General features: G+C 67.5%; 17 protein-coding genes. 7 read left to right on the top strand and 10 right to left on the bottom strand.

Annotation, left to right across the window (positions count from 1 at the left end; genetic code table 11):
* Positions 1-81: 81 nt before the first annotated feature.
* The 6 genes from HII28_RS12865 to HII28_RS12840 all read right to left on the bottom strand — a co-directional run bounded on the left by HII28_RS12865 (position 82) and on the right by HII28_RS12840 (position 5,838).
* Positions 82-780 carry a DUF1961 family protein gene (locus HII28_RS12865; protein WP_346769301.1) on the bottom strand — a complete coding sequence of 233 codons (699 nt, stop codon included), beginning with the start codon at positions 778-780 and terminating at the stop codon, positions 82-84.
* The gene (locus HII28_RS12860) at positions 777-1,454 is read right to left on the bottom strand and encodes a rhamnogalacturonan acetylesterase (protein WP_170025742.1); all 678 of its coding nucleotides are present in this window, start codon (positions 1,452-1,454) and stop codon (positions 777-779) included. Before HII28_RS12860 ends, HII28_RS12865 begins: the two co-directional genes overlap by 4 nt.
* Positions 1,451-2,431: a carbohydrate ABC transporter permease gene (locus HII28_RS12855; RefSeq protein WP_170025741.1), complete on the bottom strand. Its 981-nt coding sequence runs from the start codon at positions 2,429-2,431 to the stop codon at positions 1,451-1,453. The genes HII28_RS12860 and HII28_RS12855 overlap by 4 nt, the downstream gene beginning before the upstream one ends.
* On the bottom strand, positions 2,431-3,426 hold the full coding sequence (locus HII28_RS12850) for an ABC transporter permease subunit (protein ID WP_170025740.1): 996 nt from the start codon (positions 3,424-3,426) through the stop codon (positions 2,431-2,433). The genes HII28_RS12855 and HII28_RS12850 overlap by 1 nt, the downstream gene beginning before the upstream one ends.
* A 62-nt stretch (positions 3,427-3,488) precedes the next feature.
* Positions 3,489-5,051 carry an extracellular solute-binding protein gene (locus HII28_RS12845; protein ID WP_346769300.1) on the bottom strand — a complete coding sequence of 521 codons (1,563 nt, stop codon included), beginning with the start codon at positions 5,049-5,051 and terminating at the stop codon, positions 3,489-3,491.
* 55 nt (positions 5,052-5,106) lie between these two features.
* Positions 5,107-5,838 carry a DUF624 domain-containing protein gene (locus HII28_RS12840; RefSeq protein ID WP_170025739.1) on the bottom strand — a complete coding sequence of 244 codons (732 nt, stop codon included), beginning with the start codon at positions 5,836-5,838 and terminating at the stop codon, positions 5,107-5,109.
* A gap of 223 nt (positions 5,839-6,061) precedes the next feature.
* Here HII28_RS12840 and HII28_RS12835 point away from each other — a divergent pair, with 223 nt between their 5' ends.
* The gene (locus tag HII28_RS12835; RefSeq protein WP_346769299.1) at positions 6,062-6,991 is read left to right on the top strand and encodes a 2-hydroxyacid dehydrogenase; all 930 of its coding nucleotides are present in this window, start codon (positions 6,062-6,064) and stop codon (positions 6,989-6,991) included.
* Positions 6,992-7,333: 342 nt separating this feature from the next.
* On the top strand, positions 7,334-9,754 hold the full coding sequence (locus HII28_RS12830) for a glycosyl hydrolase family 28 protein (RefSeq protein ID WP_170025738.1): 2,421 nt from the start codon (positions 7,334-7,336) through the stop codon (positions 9,752-9,754).
* A gap of 265 nt (positions 9,755-10,019) precedes the next feature.
* Here the strand turns inward: HII28_RS12830 and HII28_RS12825 are convergent, their stop codons facing one another.
* Entirely contained in the window at positions 10,020-10,997 is a 978-nt protein-coding gene (locus tag HII28_RS12825) for an aldo/keto reductase (protein ID WP_170025737.1), read from the bottom strand.
* Between the two features lie 238 nt (positions 10,998-11,235).
* Here HII28_RS12825 and HII28_RS12820 point away from each other — a divergent pair, with 238 nt between their 5' ends.
* Positions 11,236-12,081, top strand: a complete 846-nt coding sequence (locus HII28_RS12820) for an FCD domain-containing protein (RefSeq protein WP_346769298.1) — start codon at positions 11,236-11,238, stop codon at positions 12,079-12,081.
* Between the two features lie 90 nt (positions 12,082-12,171).
* Positions 12,172-13,542: an alpha-hydroxy acid oxidase gene (locus HII28_RS12815; protein WP_170025735.1), complete on the top strand. Its 1,371-nt coding sequence runs from the start codon at positions 12,172-12,174 to the stop codon at positions 13,540-13,542.
* Positions 13,543-13,680: 138 nt separating this feature from the next.
* On the opposite strand, the gene HII28_RS12810 is transcribed toward HII28_RS12815, so the two are convergent.
* Positions 13,681-14,685: a transglutaminase-like domain-containing protein gene (locus HII28_RS12810; RefSeq protein ID WP_170025734.1), complete on the bottom strand. Its 1,005-nt coding sequence runs from the start codon at positions 14,683-14,685 to the stop codon at positions 13,681-13,683.
* 275 nt (positions 14,686-14,960) lie between these two features.
* On the opposite strand from HII28_RS12810, the gene HII28_RS12805 reads away from it, so the two are divergent.
* The gene (locus HII28_RS12805; RefSeq protein WP_170025733.1) at positions 14,961-15,467 is read left to right on the top strand and encodes a sigma-70 family RNA polymerase sigma factor; all 507 of its coding nucleotides are present in this window, start codon (positions 14,961-14,963) and stop codon (positions 15,465-15,467) included.
* Positions 15,464-16,219 carry a zf-HC2 domain-containing protein gene (locus tag HII28_RS12800; protein ID WP_170025732.1) on the top strand — a complete coding sequence of 252 codons (756 nt, stop codon included), beginning with the start codon at positions 15,464-15,466 and terminating at the stop codon, positions 16,217-16,219. Before HII28_RS12805 ends, HII28_RS12800 begins: the two co-directional genes overlap by 4 nt.
* Before the next feature lie 4 nt (positions 16,220-16,223).
* Here the strand turns inward: HII28_RS12800 and HII28_RS12795 are convergent, their stop codons facing one another.
* Both HII28_RS12795 and HII28_RS12790 read right to left on the bottom strand, forming a co-directional pair.
* Complete coding sequence (locus HII28_RS12795; protein WP_170025731.1) at positions 16,224-17,186, bottom strand: acetylxylan esterase; 963 nt, start codon at positions 17,184-17,186, stop codon at positions 16,224-16,226.
* A gap of 50 nt (positions 17,187-17,236) precedes the next feature.
* Entirely contained in the window at positions 17,237-18,538 is a 1,302-nt protein-coding gene (locus HII28_RS12790) for a UDP-glucose/GDP-mannose dehydrogenase family protein (RefSeq protein WP_170025730.1), read from the bottom strand.
* Positions 18,539-18,711: 173 nt separating this feature from the next.
* Between HII28_RS12790 and HII28_RS12785 the strand changes: the two genes are divergently transcribed.
* A complete protein-coding gene (locus HII28_RS12785; protein WP_170023363.1) occupies positions 18,712-19,905 on the top strand; it encodes a hypothetical protein in 1,194 nt (397 codons plus the stop codon).
* The last annotated feature ends 18 nt before the right edge of the window (positions 19,906-19,923 follow it).

The raw sequence follows: 19,923 nt of genomic DNA, 5'->3' as shown, positions 1-19,923 counted from the left end.
GTGTCGTCCGTTGGTCTCGTGTCGTGGTCGGTGCGTGTCGTTCGCAGTGCGGTATGGTCGGTCGGCTCGGCGTCCGCACGTTCAGGTATGCAGAGAGGTCACCTCGAGGTCTCGGTAGGCGGCACGCAGCGGTGCCATGTGTCGGAACCCGATCCGCCCGCCACCGAGCACGTCACCGCTCTCGTCGCGCCAGTCGAACAGGGTCAGATCGTCGATGCCGAACCGCACCGAGGCTCCGTCTTTCTCGACGTGGACGCGGTAGAAGCCGTCAACATCGGCGACCGCCGGCAGCGGGTCCGCGCCCTGTGCGACGAGCTGGAAACCAGGGGACTTGCGCAGATTCGCGGTCGTGAAGCGCCGCTCGCTCAACCATTTACGTCGGTAGTACGACGCATGCAGCGTGCGGATGTCGCCCGAGTGGTACTGCGGATAGTAGCCGTCCCGAGCTGCGAGGCCGGCCGAGAAAAGGTCGGCACCGATCCCCTCCGCGGCGAAGAAGACCATCGCGAGGCCCTCGTCGGTGAGCGGACGGAACGACCACGAGATGCGGATGCCATCGGGCAGCGCCTCCGGACACCACACCGTGAAGTGCGCGCGGTCGCCCAGCACCGCCTCATCACCCGTGCTCTCCAGTTCGAGTCCCTCCTGCCCCGCGACCGCGCGCATCGGACCTTCCGGGATCCAGTCCGCGATGTCCCCCGGCGTACGCAACGGGTTGGTGTAGAGCACGATGGATTCGGTCGAGGCGGACACCTCTGCCGTGCCGGTCGGAAGGCTCACGGCTGCACGCCCCAGCGCCCTGCCGGCTCGATGTGCTCGCCGGAACGGCGCACGGCATCGAGCGAGTGCGCGACGAATGCGGCGAGCGCCCGTGCCCCGTGGGTGTTGAAGTGCGTGTCGTCGTGTACGCCGTCCGGCCAGTACTGCGACTCCCCTGGGCCGAAGTGCACGAACAGGCAGCGGGCGTCGTCGCGCCCGAGCCACGTGTACAGCCACCGGGTGAACGCCGTGAGGTCGATGACTGGCACGTCCTCGTCGCGGCCGAGGTCGCGCACGATCTGCGGATACCCGCCATGCGACATCCGCAGTCCGTCGTCGGTGAAGAGGCGGCGCTCCGGCGAGGTCGCGAGCACGGGCGTCGCGCCCTTGGCCCGCACGTCGTCCAGGAACGATGTGAGGCGGTCGCGATAGGCGTCCATGGCCTCCGAAAGCGGCCTGGCCTTCTGGTCGTTGTGGCCGAACTGGATGATCACGGTGTCGCCGGGCTGCAGATCGTTCAGCAGGGCCGGCCAGCGGCCCTCGTCGATGAAGGACGCGGTGGTTGCACCGCCGACCGCATAGTTGACGATGTCGTCCGCGACGTATTCGTGCAGGTATCCGCCCCACCCGCTGAGCGGATGCTCGAGCGGCTTGGGCGGGGCGACGGTCGAGTCGCCTGCGAGTCGGATCGTCATCCCTTCACCGCCCCGATCAGCATGCCCTTGGCGAAGTGCTTCTGCAGGAACGGATAGAAGATCAGCACCGGAATCGTCGCCACCACGATCACCGCGTACTTGATGCCCTGCGACGGCGGGATGTACGACGGATCGCTCTGCTGAGCGGTGGTCAGGTCGGTGGCCGCCGTCACCTGCTGCAGGAACATCTGCAGCGTCCACATCGAGCTGTCGTTGAGGTAGAGCAGCGGTGACATGAAGTCGTTCCAGATGCCCACCGCATAGAACAGAGCGAATGTCGCGAGGATCGGCTTCGACAGCGGCAGCACGATGCGCATCAGCACCTGCACTTCCGTCGCGCCGTCGACCTTCGCCGATTCCTCGAGCTCTGCCGGCAGGTTCTGGAAGAAGTTCTTGATGATGATCAGGCTGAACGGATTGATCGCCAGCGGCAGAATGAGCGCCCAGTAGGTATTGAGCAGCCCGAGCTCCTTCACGATGAGGAACGTCGGAATCATGCCGCCGCCGAACACGAGCGTCACGAGCACCGCGCTCAAGATGAAGTTGCGCCCCGGCAGGTCCTTCTTCGCGAGCGGGTACGCCATCGTCACCGTCATCAGCAGCTGGATGACGGTCCCTACCGCCGTGACGAGCACCGTGGTGACGACGGCTCGGGTGAAGGAGGGTGTCGTGAAGATGGCGGAGTACGCGCCGAGGTCGAAGTGATCCGGCCAGAAGAAGAACGGACGCGTCTCCAGCTCGGTCTCCGACGCGAACGACCGGGCGAGCACGAAGAGGAACGGCGCGAGGGCGAGCACGCCCACCGCCGCGAGAAACACGACGTTGACCACGTCGAACGCCTTACCGCCGCGCGTGTTGAAGCGCTGCGCCTGGCTGCGCGACTTGCGCGGGCCGGTACCGCGGACCGCAGGAAGCGCTGATGTTCGGTCGTCGTCGAACGATGAGTCCTGAGTTCCCGGTGCGAAAAGCTGCGTCATCAGAAGATCCCGTCCTGGTTGAAGCGCTTGGCCAGCCAGTTGGCGCCGAGGATCAGCACCACGCCGATGACGGCCTTGAACAGGCCAACGGCGGTCGAGTAGCTGTAGGCGCCCTGCGTGATGCCGACGAAGTACACGTACGTGTCGAACACGTCGGCCACCTGCCGGTTCAGCGAGTTTGTCATCAGGTAGATCTGTTCGAACCCGGTGTTGAGGATCTGCCCCATCTGCAAGATCAGCATCACGACGATCGTCGGGCGGATGGAGGGCAGCGTCACGTGCCATACCCGCTGGAAGCGTCCCGCTCCGTCGATCACGGCGGCCTCGTACTGCTCCTGGTCGACGGCGGCGAGCGCCGCGAGGAAGATGATCGTTCCCCATCCGGTGTTCTTCCAGATGTCCTGCAGCACGATCAGCGGTCGGAACCAGGCCGGGTCGGTGAGGAAGTCGACGTGCGTTCCGAAAACGCCGTTGAAGAAGCTGAACAGCGGTCCCGCGCCTTGTGAGAAGAGAAGGTAGGTGAGGGAGGCCACCACCGTCCACGCGAGGAAGTGCGGAATGTAGATGAGCGTCTGCACGGTGCGCTTGAGCACCATCATCCGCATCTCGTTCAGCATGAGGGCCATGAAGATCGTGACCGGGAAGGCGATCACGAGGCTCAGCAGCGCGAGGATCAGCGTGTTGCCGAGGAGCCGGAAGAAGTCCGGGTTGTTGAAGAACTGCTCGAACTGCGCGAGCCCCACCCACTGGCTTCCGCCGATGCCGAGGAACGGAACGTAGTCCTTGAACGCGATGATCGCCCCGTACATGGGCGCGTACTTGAACAGCGCGAAATAGACCACGCCGGGGACGAGCAACAGATAGAGCCAGCGGTAGCGCACCATGCGCGCCCACAGTCTGTTGTGACGGGATTTGCGCTTCCCGATCTTCGCGAACTCGGCCTCGGCGACCAGCTCCGCGATGGGGGCGTCTTGTGTGACGGTCGGCGTCGACATCACTACACCTGCTTACGAATCGAGTGCGGAGGGCGGCCGCACACGGCCGCCCTCCGCAGCGCTTACTTGTTCTTGTCCGCCTTGTAGAGCTTGTTGATCTCTGCGGTCACCTGGGTTCCGCCGCTGGTCGCCCACTGCTTGAGTGCGGCATCCAGACCGGCATCGTCGATCTGCCCCGCGTCGTACTTGATGCGGGCGTCGGAGATGATGTTGTCGAGCGTCGCCCCGTTGAGCACGTAGGTGTTCGAGACGTACGCCGCGGCAGGGTTGTAGACGGCCGACTTCAGATCGGATGCCGCTGTCTTCAGCTGGGCGTCGTACTGCGTCTGGTCGTACGCGTTCGGCTGGGCCGGCAGGTAGAACTTGTTGCCGCCGACGGAGATGCCGAGCTGCGCGTAGGAGTTCACCGTGTTCTGCATCAGGGTGGATTCCGGGGTTGGCGGGTTGATCGCCTGTGCACGGCCGTCGACGAGGTTGTAGTTCTTGCCCTCGATGCCGTTGTTGATCAGGATCTGCGCCTGCTTGCTGTTCAACTTGTTGAGAACGGACAGCACCTGACGCAGCTGCGCCTCGGTCTTCACCGACGACTTCGGGATGGCGATGAATCCGGAGTAGCCCGACGTGGGAAGGGCGTGCATCTTGCCGTCGGGACCCTCGAGGTTGCCGGTCCACGCGATCATGTTCTGGTACGTGGTCGGGTCGGTCTTCTCCATCAGACTCGTGATCTGGCGCACCCGCGAGTACGTGTCGATGATGATGCCGCCCTGGCCGTTCAGGAACGGCGTGTTCCAGGTGACGGAGTCCATCGTCGCGTAGTCGGGGTTGATGTAGCCGTTCGAGACGATCTTCTTCTCGTAGGCCAGAGCCTTCTTCCACTGCGGAGTGGTGAAGGACTGCACGAGCTTGCCGTTCTGCTGGGTCCAGACGTTGCCGGCGCCGTACCAGCTCTCGATGGCGTCCCACGGGCTGTTCGAGCCGACGGATCCCGGCCACTTCGGCACGATCAGACCGTACGTGTCCTTCTTGCCGTCGCCGTCGGGGTCGTCCTCGGTGAACGCCTTCGCGATCTTGTAGAGGTCGTCAGTGGTCTTCGGCATGGACAGGCCGAGCTTCTTCAGCCAGTCCTTGCGGATGATCACCGCCGTGCGCATGGTGTCGCGCGGACGGTAGATGCCGTAGACCTTGCCGTTCACGCTGGAGGCCTGCTGCACAGCAGGGGTGCTCGACACCAGGTTCGGGTAGTCCTTGAGGTAGTTGGTCAGGTCCCAGAAGGCGCCGGCGTTGGCGTTCTTCACGAACCCGGCGTCCTTGCCCTGGATGACCATGGCGTCAGGGATGTCGTTGCCCGCGAGCGTGATGTTGGTCTTGTCGCCGTACGACGAGTTCGGCACCCAATTGACCTCGAGGTCGGTGCCGAGGATCTTGTTCAGCGTCTGGCCCACCTCGTTGTCCGCGGTCGGGGCGTCCGTCGAGAGGTACGGCGCCATGACGGTGAGCTTGTCGAGCTTGGGCGCTGCGGTCGACGTGCTCGACGCCGAAGGAGACGATGAGCAGCCGACCAGGGCGAGGGCCGTGACGGTCAGAACCGTGGCTCCCGCCATGAATCGTTTCAACGTGACAGACACGAAAACTCCTTTGTGATTTCGGTTGTGGGGGATGTGTGGGCGGATGCCCGGGTATTCAGTTACTTCGAGCGTCGGGCGCTGCTGGGGCCGCCAGACGTTCATCGTTGTAATGAAAGAAGGACAGGCAAAGGGCGGTACTGAACTGCACCCAGGCGCCGATCGAGACGAACACGACGAGCGCTGGAACGAGCACCGAGGCGACCACCACCGCCGCGCAGGTGAGCGCGAGAAGCAGCATCGACACCGGATTCGAGAGCACGAAGCGCGTCGCCGTCGGCACGTATCGCGTGAGCGAGATCGCGTAGTTCGCGTACAACACGGGCAGCAGCACCGTCGCGAGAACGGCGACGAGAACGACGATTCCGACCACGATCGCCAGCAGAACGGATGCCTGCAGCGCCAGCGTGAACGCGGTCACGATCAGCGCGTCGACGACGGCCACCGGCAGCAGCACGGCGTTGGCGCGCCAGAAGTCGCGGCGCCAGGTCGCGAAGAACTCGCCGAGCCGCGGATCGTGCCCGCTGCGCAGCCGCTCTCGACACATCGCCACTGCGGCGAACGCCGCGGGCGCGAATCCCAGCACGATGCCACCCATCAGCGTGAGCACGATCCAGGCGAGGTTCACCTTGGCGATCCAGGTGACGAACTCGGCGACGGCTACGACCCACGTGTTGACGCCCTTGGAGACGGATGCGCGTGCCGCGGCACCCGAACGACGTGGGGGCACCTGCCTGGCCGGCGAGGGGGTGCTGGAGGAACGCGGAACGGTCGTGGTGAGCCGCGACATCCGTCACCTCCTCTGTCATCGTCGACGCTAGAAAACGCTTGCTCTCGTGGGTAAACGCTTTCCGCGGGGAAAGTATCCACGAGGCCGACGGCGCTTGTCAACTCTTCGGGGGTAGACCGTCACGGAGTTGTTGTAGGTCGGTCGGAGGCTGTGCGTGTGGGCGTCCGCGTCCGTCCGGCGGCTGAGGGCACTCTTCATAGCGTCGAGCAAATAGGCTCGACGGGTGAGCATCGTCGTCAGCCTTCCCGGATCCGCACTGCTGCAGGCCTACGAGGCCCTTCCAGGGCCGGCGCCCACGGCGGTCGAGTTCGTCACCTGGGATTTCCGCACTCCACCGCCGCGCGACGACTTCGACATCGTGGTCCCGCCGTACATGGGCGCGACTCCCCTGCTCAGCGCGTTGGACGGCGTGCGCACCCGGCTCGTGCAGAGCCAGTCGATCGGGTTCGACGGCGTCACCGACGTGCTGCCGGCCGGCAACGTGTTCGCGAACGCGGCATCCGTGCACGAGACGTCGACCGCTGAGCTCGCTGTGGGGCTGATCCTCGCGGCCCAGCGCGGCATCCCCGACTTCGTGCGGGCCGCCGAGCGCGGCGAATGGGCTCCCGGCCGATATCCGAGTCTCGCCGATCGTCGCGTTCTGATCCTGGGCTACGGCGGAGTCGGCAAGGCCGTCGAGGCGCGGCTGGCGGGGTTCGAGATCGAGGTGACGCGCGTGGCATCCCGTGCCCGCGATGAAGACGGCGCGCACGTGCACGGCATCGACGAGCTGCCCCAACTGCTGCCCGACGCCGACATCGTCGTCGTCGGCACGCCGCTCTCTGATGCAACCCGCGGCCTCGTCGACGACTCCTTCCTCACCGCGCTCCCGGACGGCGCCCTGGTGGTGAACGTCGCGCGCGGTCCCGTGGCCGACACGGATGCCGTGCTGAAGCACGCCGCATCGGGACGACTCCGCTTCGCGCTGGACGTGACGGATCCCGAGCCGCTTCCGGCCGCGCATCCGCTCTTCGCCCTGCCCAATGTGCTGATCTCGCCGCACGTCGGTGGCGCGACGAGCGCCATGATGCCTCGCATGGCGCGCCTGCTGCGGCGCCAGATCGAGCGGGTGCTCGCCGGCGAGCCCCCGCTCAACGTGGTCCTGCACACGTAGCACGCCGAGGGTCGTCTCGGCTCGCCGCCTCTGCACCGGCCTGCACCGCCGCATCGTGCCGCACAGGGCGACCCGGGCGCCAGGGGCGATTCGGATGTGGGACCGCGCGCTCCGAACTTTCGTGATTTTCGGCCTGTCAACTTCTTCCCTGTGGACCCGTCCGGTCGATAGCATCGCGGCAGAAAACGTTTTCTCGGATGTCGACTGTCGGGTCTTCGGTCGACTGTCGGATCTTCGAGAGTCCGCATCCCGCGTCGCGCACCTCGGGTGCGCGACGTCGGCTCGCGTCGGGCGCGTTTTCGACCATGCATCTCGATCATTCGCAAGGAGGCGAAACTCACGATGAAACGCTGGAGGATCGGCGCCGCCGCCACGACGCTCGCGGTCATCGCCGCGGCCCTGGTGTGCAGCGCACCCGCCCAAGCCGCGCAGAACGGGGAGCCCCAGGCGACCTCGCCCACGAACGTGAACCGCGTGCCGGACGGCCTGGCCGTGCTGACGCAATCCGTGGACTCCGGGCCGCTGGACCATGGTACGTGGCGGGCGACGCTCGTCTGGGGCAAGCCATCGTCGTACCAGAGCCTGACCGACTACGCCGTCTATGCGCAGTCCCGACCGGCCGGCAGCTCCGGCGGGTATTCGCAACCGGAACGGATCGGCCTGGCCAGCAAGAACACGCTGTCTCCGGCCGATAAGGGATTCGACGCGTTCTACGGCGACCGCTCCAACGCTGAAGCCGTGAAGGTCTCCAACCACAACTTCATCGCGAGCGGCCTCCTCGGTGGTCGTGACTACGTCTTCACGATCCGTGGGATCAGCCGGTCCGGCGCCGCCGTGCAGCTCGCGGATTCGTACCGGACCACGCTGACGACGTCATCCGCGCAGCCGAAGCGATTCGTCGTGGACGACTCCGGATACGACGCCATCGCGGGAACCCCGTCGACCGCCGACGGCGGCGCACTGCAGTACACGGCGGCCCTGCAGAAGGCGATCGACGATGCGGCGGCAGCGGCATCCGCTTCAGGCTCCGGCACGGAGGTGGATGTTCCGAAGGGCGCGCACCTGATCTCCGGAGCGATCAACCTGGCCAGCAACGTGACGTTGCGCGTCGACGGCACTCTGACCGAATCGCTGGATCTGACGCTGATCACCCCAGGCGGCGGCTTCACGCCGGCGAACGGCACCAAGTACTCGACGTTCATCAACGCGAACGGGTCGTCGAAGACCCGACTGCAGAACGTGCGGATCGTCGGCACGGGCACGGTCGACGGCCAGGGCTGGCAGTACCTGCCGGATGCACCGGACGTCGAGTACGCCCGGCAGCTCGGACTCGCCGAGTCCAAGGAGGCCACGTACGAGACCGTGTCGCAGAACGGCCTCCTCACCAAGGAGATCTATGACACCTGCGTCGCGGCGGGCGGTCCGGCCGGCAATGACTCCTGCTACGGCAAGCGGCCCAACCTGGTCGGCGGCACCCAGATCGACAACATGTACATCGGCGGCGGTCTCCGGCTGGAGAACCCGGCGAACTCCGTGAGCGGCTTCAGCTACGTCTCGAACTACGTCGTCAACGGCGTGACGTACCAGTCGTTCAACGGCAACAACGGTGACAGCATCAACGTGTCGCGCTTCAAGGGGTTCACCGCGCTCAACAACGTGATCAACTCCGGCGACGACAACATCGTGATGAACGCCGGCAGCGCGAGCGAGTACGACAAGGATCCGGTCGGATCCGTCGCCGGCAGCGCCTGGGTGTTCGACAATTACCTGGCGCGCGGACACGGCGGCGTGGCCTTCGGCAGCGGGACAGCATCCTGGATCGACAACATCATGATCGAGGACAACGTCATGGTGGGCACGAGCGACGGCATTCGGGCGAAGTCGAAGCCGGGATCCGGTGGGGGCGTGCGGTTCGTCACCGTTCGCGACCTCGCGATGAACGACCTCACCAACCGGGTCGGCGGCCACATCGATCCGCTCGTCGTGGGCTACCAGATGGATGGCGCGGCCTTCATCTTCACCACCCACTATCCCGGCGCGTATGCCAGCACCAAATGGCCGGTCTACCACAACTGGGACGTCTCGCACGTCTCGGTCGACGGCACGCAAACCGCTGGCATCATCGTCGACGGACTGCACGACGACAGCCTGCTGCAGCAGGCCGGCATCCCGTTCCTGCCCTCCAACAACCTGCACTTCAGCGACGTCACGTTCCGCAATGCGGGCATCCCGCTGATCGACTACCTGTCGGACAGCAGCTTCGACAATGTGACGTTCCGCGATCCGCAGGGCAAGGTGATCAAGGATGCCTGGAACGACGTCGCCGACGCATCCAGCGTCACGGCGAACGGAGCGCAGCTACCTGATGCGCCGCGGCTCACGGCATCCTCGACCTCTGGCTCGTACCACGGGCAGCGGAGCGGTCTGACCTTCGTGACGACAGGATCGTTCGACAGGTTCTACCAGGATGTTCTGCCGGACGACGTGCGCACCCGGGTGGGCAGCATCCGCGTCGACGGCGTCGAGCTCGACCCCGCCGACTACCCGCAGTTCCAGCCGAAGGTGGACGACGGCGGCCTGTTGGCCGGCACGGACGGGACGGTGAGCATCGCCCCCGAGTTCGAGACGAACGTGCACACCGTGTTCACGTTGCGGCAGAGCTTCCTGTCGACACTGAATCCCGGCAAGCACACCGTCGACTTCGTGTTCTCGAACGGCACGGCGAGTTCCAGCTTCGAGGTGGCGGCCACTACGCGACACTGAGTCGCGTCCTCAGTGCTGTTCGAGGGTCCGCCCTCGATGAACGGGTCCGTCGTGGCACCGCCATTCGCGTCGAGCACATCTCGACGTTCGGCGGGCCGCGGCGGATCCCGTTCCGAACCCCGCTCCCCGCTCCGCCCGCCGGAGCGAGTTCCATCCGGCGGGCCACCCCGTCATGGCCGAGCCACCCCTCGATTCGCGTGAAGATCGGGGCGGCTCGGCGAACGGAGCGGTTGGCACGCCGGCCGGGGCGGCTCGCATGACACCGCTACGCGGCGACGTCCTCCTGCGGGGCGGAGGCATCCGCGAGCGCAGCGACCTCGTCGCTCGTCAGCTGCAGCGAGACCGACTCGAGCAGAGCCGGCAGCTGGTCCACGGTGCGGGCGCTCGCCAGCGGTGCCACCACCGTCGGCTGCTCGCGCAGCCAGGCGAGTGCGACGGACGCGACGGATGCCGTGTGCGACTCCGCGATCTCATCCAGCGTGTCGAGCACCCGGCGGCCACGCTCGTCGAGGTACTTCGACGCACCCTGTGCTCGCGCGCTCTCGACGACGGCGCCGTCGCGGTACTTGCCGGTGAGGAATCCGGCGGCCAGCGAAAAGTACGGAACCACGCCGAGCCCGTAGCGCTCCGCACGCTCGGCCAAGCCTGCCTCGAAGTCGCGTTCGACCAGGTTGTAGTGCGGCTGCAATGCGATGGCGCGGTGCAGCCCGTTCTTCTCGGTCGCTTCGAACCACTCGTCGATGCGCTCCGGCGTGTAGTTCGAGATGCCGATCGCGCGCACCTTGCCGGCATCCACGAGTTCGGAGAGCGCGCCCACGGTGTCCGCGAGCGGGATGGTCGGGTCGTCGAAGTGCGCGTAGTAGAGGTCGATGTGGTCGACCTGCAGGCGGCCGAGCGACGCATCGGCTGCTGCCTTGATGTTCGCGGGACCGAGGCCTTTGAACTGCGGATGCGTACTCACCTTGGTCGCGACGACGAAGGAGTCGCGGTCGGTGCGGTGCGAGAGCCAGCGACCGATCAACCGCTCGGACTCCCCGCCGTGGTTGCCGGGCACCCAGTGCGAATAGCCGTCGGCGGTGTCGATGAAGTTGCCTCCGCCATGGGCATAGGCATCCAAGACCGCGAAGGATGCGTCTTCGTCGGCGGTCCAGCCGAACACGTTGCCGCCGAGCGACAACGGGAAGACATCGAGGATCGGTGAGTCCTGCTCGGGAGAACCGAGGCGGCTGCGGACTGCGGACATGCTTGCTCCTTAGTTTCGAGCGGCGTCCGCTGTACGGTCGCCGCGCCGGCGGCCGTTGTGAGAACCGGCGGCCGCTGCATCGTCGCCGGTGACGCATCTTTACGGTGCAACATTCGCGGCCGTCATGCATTCCGCGGTCGTCGCACTTCGTCACGATGGACCACGCCCTCGAGCGGCCCGCGCCCCCATCCGGATGTGGTCGGACCACAGTAGCGCATCGGTGGTACGCTCGCACACCGTGAGTAATGTTGTGGTCGGACCACAGGATGAGACGCAGGCGGACGCCCCGGATGCTGCGCCGTTGCCCACCTCCCGAGCCTGGCGCGTCGCCCTCGAGCACGTCGAATCCCGGCTGCTCAGCGGCGAGCTCCAGCCGGGCGACCATCTTCCGCCAGAGCGCCAGCTGGCCGCGGACCTTGGCGTGGGACGCTCGTCGGTGCGTGAGGCGATCCGAGTGCTCGAGGTGCTCGGACTCGTGCGCACAGCGACCGGCAGCGGTCCGAACGCCGGCGCGATCATCATGGCGTCACCGGAAGGCGGGATGAGCGCCGTCATGCGGCTGCAGGTGGCTGCTCACGGATTCCCCGTCGCCGATGTCGTGCAGGCGCGACTCGTGGTGGAGCCGGCGATCGCGGCGCACCTCGCTCACACCGTCTCCGGTCGTCCGGACGAGGAGCGGGGGGCTGAGCTGGCACAGGCATCCGCTCTGTTGGACGCGATGGACGTGCCAGGACTCGAGCCCGCCGAGTTCCTCGCGCTCGACGCGCGGTTCCACGTGGCGCTGGCGGAGGCATCCGGCAACACGGTGCTCAGCGCCACCATGGCGGGGCTCCGCGACTCGATCGAGAGCTACGTGCTCCAGGCCGTTCCGAACCTGCCGTCGTGGTGGGCGACATCCGCTCGGCTGCGCGCCGAGCATCGCGCGATCGTGCTGGCTGTCGACCGCGGAGATGCGAACGGTGCCGCGCAGCTGGTGCACGCGCACGTCGCCGGCTACTACGCGGAGTCGCGCATGACCGACTCGGAACCGGCACCGAAACGTCGAAAACCGCGCTCGGCAGACGGCACGGAGCGCGATATTTGACGTTTCGACGTTGGCGGGGTGCGGTGAGGCCACGCACACCGGCGGCGGCGCACAACGAAGCTCAACGACACACGAAGAAGGAGACCCGAGATGGTGCAGAGACAGTTCCCGAACGCGCGGGAGCTCGCCGCGCTGATGCAGTTCAAGAAGCCGCAGCTCGACGCGAAGAAGCGCCGCCTGGACGCCGCGTACACGATCGACGACCTGCGTACGATCGCGAAGCGCCGCACCCCGAAGGCGGCTTTCGACTACACGGACGGATCCGCGGAGGGTGAGATCAGCCTCACGCGTGCGCGGCAGGCGTTCCAGGACGTGGAGTTCCATCCGGACATCCTGCGACCGGCAGTCACCGTCGACACGTCGACACAGATCCTGGGCGGACCCTCAGCCCTCCCGTTCGGCATCGCGCCGACCGGCTTCACCCGCTTGATGCAGACGGAAGGCGAGGTCGCCGGAGCCGGTGCAGCCGGTGCTGCCGGAATCCCCTTCACGCTCTCCACGCTGGGCACCACGTCGATCGAGGGGGTCAAGGCCGCGAACCCGAACGGACGCAACTGGTTCCAGCTGTACGTGATGCGTGAACGGGAGGTCTCATACGGCCTGGCCAAGCGCGCCGCCGAGGCGGGATTCGACACGCTCATGTTCACGGTGGACACGCCCATCGCCGGTGCGCGGCTGCGTGACAAGCGCAACGGATTCTCGATCCCGCCTCAGCTCACGCTCGGCACGGTCATCAACGCGATTCCGCGGCCGTGGTGGTGGATCGACTTCCTGACGACTCCCCCGCTCGAGTTCGCCTCGCTGTCCTCGACCGGCGGCACGGTCGGAGACCTGCTCGACGCGGCGATGGACCCGACGATCAGCTACGAGGACCTGGCCGTCATCCGCGAGATCTGGCCGGGCAAGATCGTGGTCAAGGGCGTGCAGAACGTCAAGGACTCCAAGCGCCTCATCGACCTCGGGGTCGACGGCATCGTGCTGTCCAACCACGGCGGCCGTCAGCTCGACCGGGCACCCGTGCCGTTCTGGCTGCTTCCGGATGTCGTGCGCGAGGTCGGCAAGGACGCCACGGTCATGATCGACACCGGCATCATGAACGGTGCGGACATCGTGGCATCCGTCGCCCTCGGCGCGAAGTTCACCCTCATCGGACGCGCCTACCTGTACGGCCTGATGGCCGGCGGACGTCAGGGAGTGGACAAGACGATCGAGATCCTCTCGACGCAGCTCGTGCGAACCATGCGCCTGCTCGGCGTCTCCTCACTCGATGAGTTGAATCCGTCGCACGTCACCCAGCTCGCCAGGCTCCAGCCGGTGCACCGGGCGGCCGTCGAGACGGCGGAGGCCGCGCCCGCGCGACCGCGTGCCGCGGCGTCACGGTCGCGCTCGACATCCGCGGCCAAGGCTGCCGAGGGTGCAAAGGCTGCTGGGTCGAAGGCAGCTGCCGGCGCGAAGAAGTAGGGCGGGCTCCCACTCGGGCCGCGCGAGCGCAGCTCGCCGAAGCCGGTGCGCATCGACACAGCTGGCTGGGACCCGCCGGCGCCGGCCGACGGGAGCCGGGCCCGATCGGCGGTGGCTCGGTCACTCGTGTCGACGAGCTCAACCAGGGGTCGACGCCGTGCGGAGCGCGGTGCGGCGCGGCGGGCGCCCGTACGGCGAGAGCGTGAGCACGGTGTCGGGCATGCCGAGGCCGCTCGCGTTCGAGACGTCGGCTGCCCGCACCGCGGATGCCTGGGGATCGACGTGCGGTTCCATCGCCTCGGCGAGCGCCGCGGCGATGTCGTCCAGAGCGGCGAAGTCGGCCGCCGACAGCTCGGCCGTCTCGACGCTCGAATCGGTGAAGCGCTCGAGCTCGCCCCAGGCATCCCAGAGCAGCGGTTCGCGGCCGTTCACGGCCGCGAGATCCATCACCAGGTTGTGGGCGAGGTACGGCCAGGATCGCAGGAACACGATCAGATTCGATGGATCGACGACGAATCGCTCCGCGTCGATGACGCCGGTGCGGGCGGCGCGCCAGGCATCCGCTCCCACGAGGAAGCGGTCGCGCGGAACGTCGAGCAGATCGAGCGGCGCACCGATCTGCTGGTCGGGGAAGCCGTCGGGCATCTGCGGCTCGACGAGCGTCCAGCGCTCGGCGGCGGCATCCCACACTTCGGCGATCACGTGGTCGAGCCACCAGCCGGCAATGAGGTAGCCGCCGAATCCGATGCGCATGCGCGTCGGGACGCCCAGCTCCCGCGCCATTGCGACGAAGACGAGGGTGAAGTCGCGGCAGCATCCGAGGACGGACTGGAGGTCGCCGCGCGGGGCCGTGATGGATCCGGGCTGCAGCCGGCGAGCCCGGCCGAGGATGGCATCCGCGTACCGGAGGTCGATCTCGTCGAGGCGCTCTGGCCCGAACCCGAGCGCGGTCGGATCCCCCGACGCCCGGTAGTGGAAGATCAGCGTGCCTGCGAGGCGACGGATGCCCGCGACGGTGCGCGGAGCATCCGCGAGCCAGTCGCGCTGGTCCCCCGGATCGCTGAACACCGTGTGCCGCGCGTAGTCGACGGCGGGACGGATGACAGTGCCGGCGGCAACGGACAGTGAGCTGTTCTCGTTCATGACGGCCTTTCGCTGTTGGTGACGGAGAGCCACGGATCGACGGATCGCCTCCGTGGCGTCCGTCCCCTACCGTTGTGGCACCTCACACCGTGTGAGGGTCAAGGCATCGGGCGCATCCCTCACCGATGAACGTTTCAGCGTTCCTGCTCGTGTCACCAGTGCACGTCCCGACCACGAAGCCCGACACGCGACTCGACACGACAGTGGAACGGATCGCCGGGCGCACCGGCGGGACCGACGCGCAGACTGGATGAGAGACGACAGCGGGAGGCGGCATGACGGCGGACGACGCGGCACTGCTGCGCGCGCTGCACGACGAGCACGCTCCAGCGCTCTGGCGGTACGTGGTCTCACTCACCGGCGACGCGGCACAGGCGGACGACATCGTGCAGGAGACGCTGCTGCGCGCCTGGCGCAAGCCGAGCGTGCTCGACCAGAGCGAGTCATCCGCTCGTGCATGGCTGTTCACGGTGGCGCGCAATCTCGTGATCGACGGCACGCGCAGCGCAAGGCATCACCACGAGGTGACGACGGACACGCTTCCGGACGCACCGATCGGCGACGACACGGACGCCCGACTCGACGCGTGGCTGGTCGCCGACGCCCTCGCGACGCTGTCGATCGAACACCGGTCCGTGATCGTGCACGCGTATTACGGAGGTCGGTCGACGGCGGAGATCGCCCGCGAACTCGGCATTCCAGAGGGGACGGTCAAGTCGCGCATGCACTACGGGCTGCGTGCCCTGCGGTTGGCGCTCCAGGAGAAGGGGGTGACCCGATGAACGATCACGACACGCGCGCCGACGGCACGACCGCCGATCACGAGCGCTTCGCCGAATGGGATGCCGCCTACGTGCTCGGGGCGCTCTCGCCCTCCGACCGCCGCGCGTTCGAGGAGCACCTCCCCACCTGCCCGACCTGCTCGGCAGCCGTGCGGGACTTCGCGGGCATGCCGGGCCTGCTGAGCGTTCTGCCGCGCGACGAGGCGACAGTGCTCCTCGACGACGAGCGTCCGCCGGTCCCGGACTTCATGCCTTCACTCCTTCATCGGGTGCGCCGCCGCCGCCGCGCACGCCGGTGGACTTTCGCCGGCGCACTCGCGGCCGCCGCTGTGGTCGCCGCGGGTATCGCGCTGGTCGTCCCCGCCGTGGTGGCCGCACCCCCGGCGGCCACCGTGGCGACGAATCTGACCGACGTGCCGTCGTCATCCGGATACAGCGCCCCGCCCATCACCGCGCGCGTGACGCTCACGTCGAAGTCGTGGGGCACGTCAGTCGGGATGGTCTGCGACTGGAAGGCCGACTCGAGTTGGTCGCCGGATTCGAAGGGCACCACGCGGTGGGACTACGGGCTGTGGGCGATCTCCAGCGACGGCACGGCTGACCGCGTCTCGACCTGGACGGCGGGACCCGGCGACGTGGTGCGCACGACGGGATCCACCTCGATCCCTGTCGGGCACATCACCCGCATCGAGCTTCGCGCGCTCGACACCGGCGCCGTGCTGCTCGCCGCGCCGGTGCACGCGTCGAGCTGAGCGGTCAGATCAGCGCTCGAAGCACCTGCAGCATCCGCTGCTCGTCCTCGATCTGTCCACCCTCGTGTCCGTTGTACGGCCAGATGTCGATGTCCTTCGACGCACCGGCGTACGCGTTGAACGCCCCGAAGACCGTCGACGGCGGGCACACGTCATCCATCAGGGCTGTCGTGAACCAGGCGGGCGCCGTGGCGCGCTTGGCGAAGTTGACGCCGTCGAAATAGGCCAGCACACCGTGCACCTGCTCGATGCGGTCGCGGTGAACGGCCAGGTAGCGGCCGATCTCCTTGTAGGGGTGCGAGTCCGTAATTACGGATGCGCGACGGAAGTCGCAGAGGAACGGCACGCGCGGGAAGGCGGCGAAGAGATCCGGAACGAGGCCGGCGACGGCGAGCGTGATGCCGCCACCCTGACTTGCCCCGGCCACGATCGTCCTGGATGCGTCGACCACCTCGATCGAGCGGGCAGCTTCGACGGCGCGTACGGCATCCGTGAACAGACGTCGGTAGTAGTAGGTGTCCGCACTCTCGATGCCGCGGGTCATGACGCCGGGATACGCCGGCCCGCTGCCGTCGGGGTCGGCCGTGGCGCCGACGCTCCAGCCCGAGCCCTGGCCACGGGTATCCATGTAGAAGTGCGCGAAGCCCGCGGATGCCCACAGCAGGTTCTCGAGAGCGTGCCCGCGGCCGCCGCCGTATCCCTGGTACTGCACGATCGTCGGCAACGGGCCGGACGCCTCGGCCGGCACACGCAGCCATGCCTTGATCGGCTGACCCGCGAACCCGTTGAACGTGACGTCGAACGTGTCGATGCTCGTCAGGCCGGTGTCGATGGGGGTGAGCTCGACATCGAGCGGGAAGGAACGGGCCTCGCCCAGCGTCCGCGCCCAGAAGGCATCGAAGTCGTCGGGATCGAGCTGGTCGCTGGTGAGCGCACGGAGCTGCGCTTCGGGGAGGTCGACAAACATCCGACCATTTTATGGCGCGCTGGAGCCTCGAGTTCCAGATCGACCGCTGGTCAGCTGCGGCCCATGCCGCGGTAGCGCCATCCTGCGCCGACCCAGGCATCGCGATCCAACGCGTTGCGACCGTCGATGACTGTCGCGCCGGCCACGAGCTCGCGGGTGGCGACGGGATCCAGGCCCACGTACTCCGGCCATTCCGTGACGAGGATCACCAGGTCGGCACCGCGCAGAGCATCCGTCGCATCCTCCGCATAGTCGAGCTGCGGATGCCGCACCCTCGCGTTCGCCACACCCTTCGGGTCCACCGCGACCACGGCGGCACCGAGTCCCTTGAGTGCCACCGCGACGTCGAGCGCCGGCGAGTCCCGCACGTCGTCCGAGTGCGGCTTGAACGTGACGCCCAGCACCGCCACTTTGCGGCCCACGACGGATCCGCCCAGCTCCGCCGTTGCCAGATCGACGACGCGCTTGCGGCGTCGCAGGTTGATGCCGTCCACCTCCTTGAGGAACGCGACGGCCTCACCGCGGCCGAGCTCTTCGGCTCGCGCGGTGAACGCGCGGATGTCCTTGGGCAGGCACCCGCCGCCGAACCCGACGCCGGCGTTCAGGAACCGGCGGCCGATGCGGCTGTCGTGGCCGATGGCATCCGCCAGCTGGGTCACGTCGGCACCCGTCGCTTCCGCGATCTCGGCCATGGCGTTGATGAACGAGATCTTCGTGGCGAGGAACGCATTGGCGGCGACCTTGACCAGCTCCGACGTGGCGAAATCCGTGACCATGCGCGGCGTGCCGAGTTCGAGCGCGTGCGCATAGACCTCGTCGAGCACGGCGACCGATGCATCGTCGCCCGGCTCGACGCCGTAGACCAGCCGGTCGGGCTCGACGGTGTCGCGCACCGCGTATCCCTCGCGCAGGAACTCCGGATTCCAGACCAGACGCGCACCCGTCTCGTGGATCCGCTCTGCGAGCTTCGCGGCCGTGCCGACGGGCACTGTGCTCTTGCCGACGACGACGTGGCCATCACCGATGTGGGGCAGCAGCGCGTCGATCGCGGCATCCACGTAGCTCAGGTCGGCGGCGTTGCCATCCGATGTCTGCGGCGTCCCGACCGCGACGAAGTGCACGGTGGCCTCCGCTGCGGCGGCGGGATCCGTCGTGAAGCGCAGCCGGCCCGATGCGATCGACGCGGTGAGCAGCTCGGGCAGTTCGGGCTCGAAGAACGGCGGCTCTCCCTGCGCGAGGCTGGCGATCTTGGGTTCGTCCACATCGATGCCGATGACATCGTGTCCGAGCTTCGCCATCGCCGAGGCGTGCACTGCGCCGAGATAGCCGCAACCGGTCACCGAGATTCTCATGGTCTCCTCACGGGGTGTGCGCGGGCCGGGACCCGCTGACGGAGGCGGCGCACGGCATCCGTGACGGCTTCGATGCGCCCTGCACGAACGTACCCCGACGAGGTGAACGGACGCCGCCGCCCGCGCCGACGCGACCCCTCGTCCGGGGCTCGCCAGACGTTAGGATTCCTCGCATGACAGCAGAGATTCCGGCGGGTTGGTACCCGAATCCGTGGAACGACGCGGAGGAGCTGTACTGGTCCGGCACCGAGTGGACCGGAATCTCTCGTGCCGTCCATCGTGTGGCATCGGTCGGCCAGGGTGCGACCACCGAGTTGCAGGTCGAGGAATCCACCATCATGCGGCCGATCGCTGCTCACTATCCTCCGGACTCTGCGGCACCGGACGGGATCGTTCCGCCGCCGTTCGCCTCCACCCCCGGCGCGGCCGGCGCACCGGCCGTCAGCCAGTATGCCCCGCCGCAGTCCGCTCCCCAGTACGGCGCTCCACCGACTTCCGCGCAGTACGTCCAGCCGCAACCCGTCGCCCCTCAATACGCCCAGCCGCAACCTGTCGCTCCTCAGTACGCTCCGCCGCAGCCCGTCGCGCCGCAGTACGCGGCTCCGCCTCCTGCTCCGTACGTGCCGCAGACAACCACTGCCACACCTCCGCCTGCGGCTCCGGATGCCCCCTTCTTCGCACCCATTTCGCAGCACGTCGAGCAGTCGTATCCGACGGTTCCCTACGGCGAGATGCAACGGCGCGACGCGGCTGAATTCGAGGCGCCCACGCGGCCGGACCCGCAGGCGTCGGCACAGGCGCAGCAGGCAGCACAGCCGTATGCGCAACAGGCCTATGCTGTTCCGCCGACCTACTCCGCTCCGCCCGCTCCGGATGCCGCCGGTTCGGTGCCCGTTGACGCGAGCGAAGCGGATCCGATCGCCGAAACCCGATACCGTCAACTGCCGGTCGGCGGGACGCAGGGTGCCGCGCAGGCTGCCGCCCAGAAGGACGCGGCATTCGGATACCCGCTGGATCCGGTACAGGCCGAGGACCTCGTGTATCCGGATTCCGCGGACGCCGCGACCATCCGCTGGGCGCTCGGCGACAGCACCCCTGCGCGACCGGCAGCGAACCGGCGGGCACGTTTCGGCGTCATCGCGATGATCGCGGGCATCATCGCCGCCGTCTTCTCGTTCCTTCCCATCCTCAGCTTCGCGGCCTGGGTGCCGGCGTTCGCCGCCATCGCCTTCGGCATCATCAGCTACCTCGGCGGCAAGCCTCGCGCGTTCGCGCTGACGGGCATCATCGCTGGAGGCGCCGCGCTCGCGGTGGGCACGGGCGTCTCGATCTGGTACCTCGTGATGTGGGGCACACTCGCCAACTGACCGGACCTCGCTCGTTCG

Origin of the sequence: Planctomonas sp. JC2975, from assembly GCF_012985205.1 — a bacterium.
Classification (GTDB): Bacteria; Actinomycetota; Actinomycetes; order Actinomycetales; family Microbacteriaceae; genus Humibacter.
Note: the sequence above shows the minus strand (reverse complement) of the source record. Positions and strands in the feature narration are given on the sequence as shown.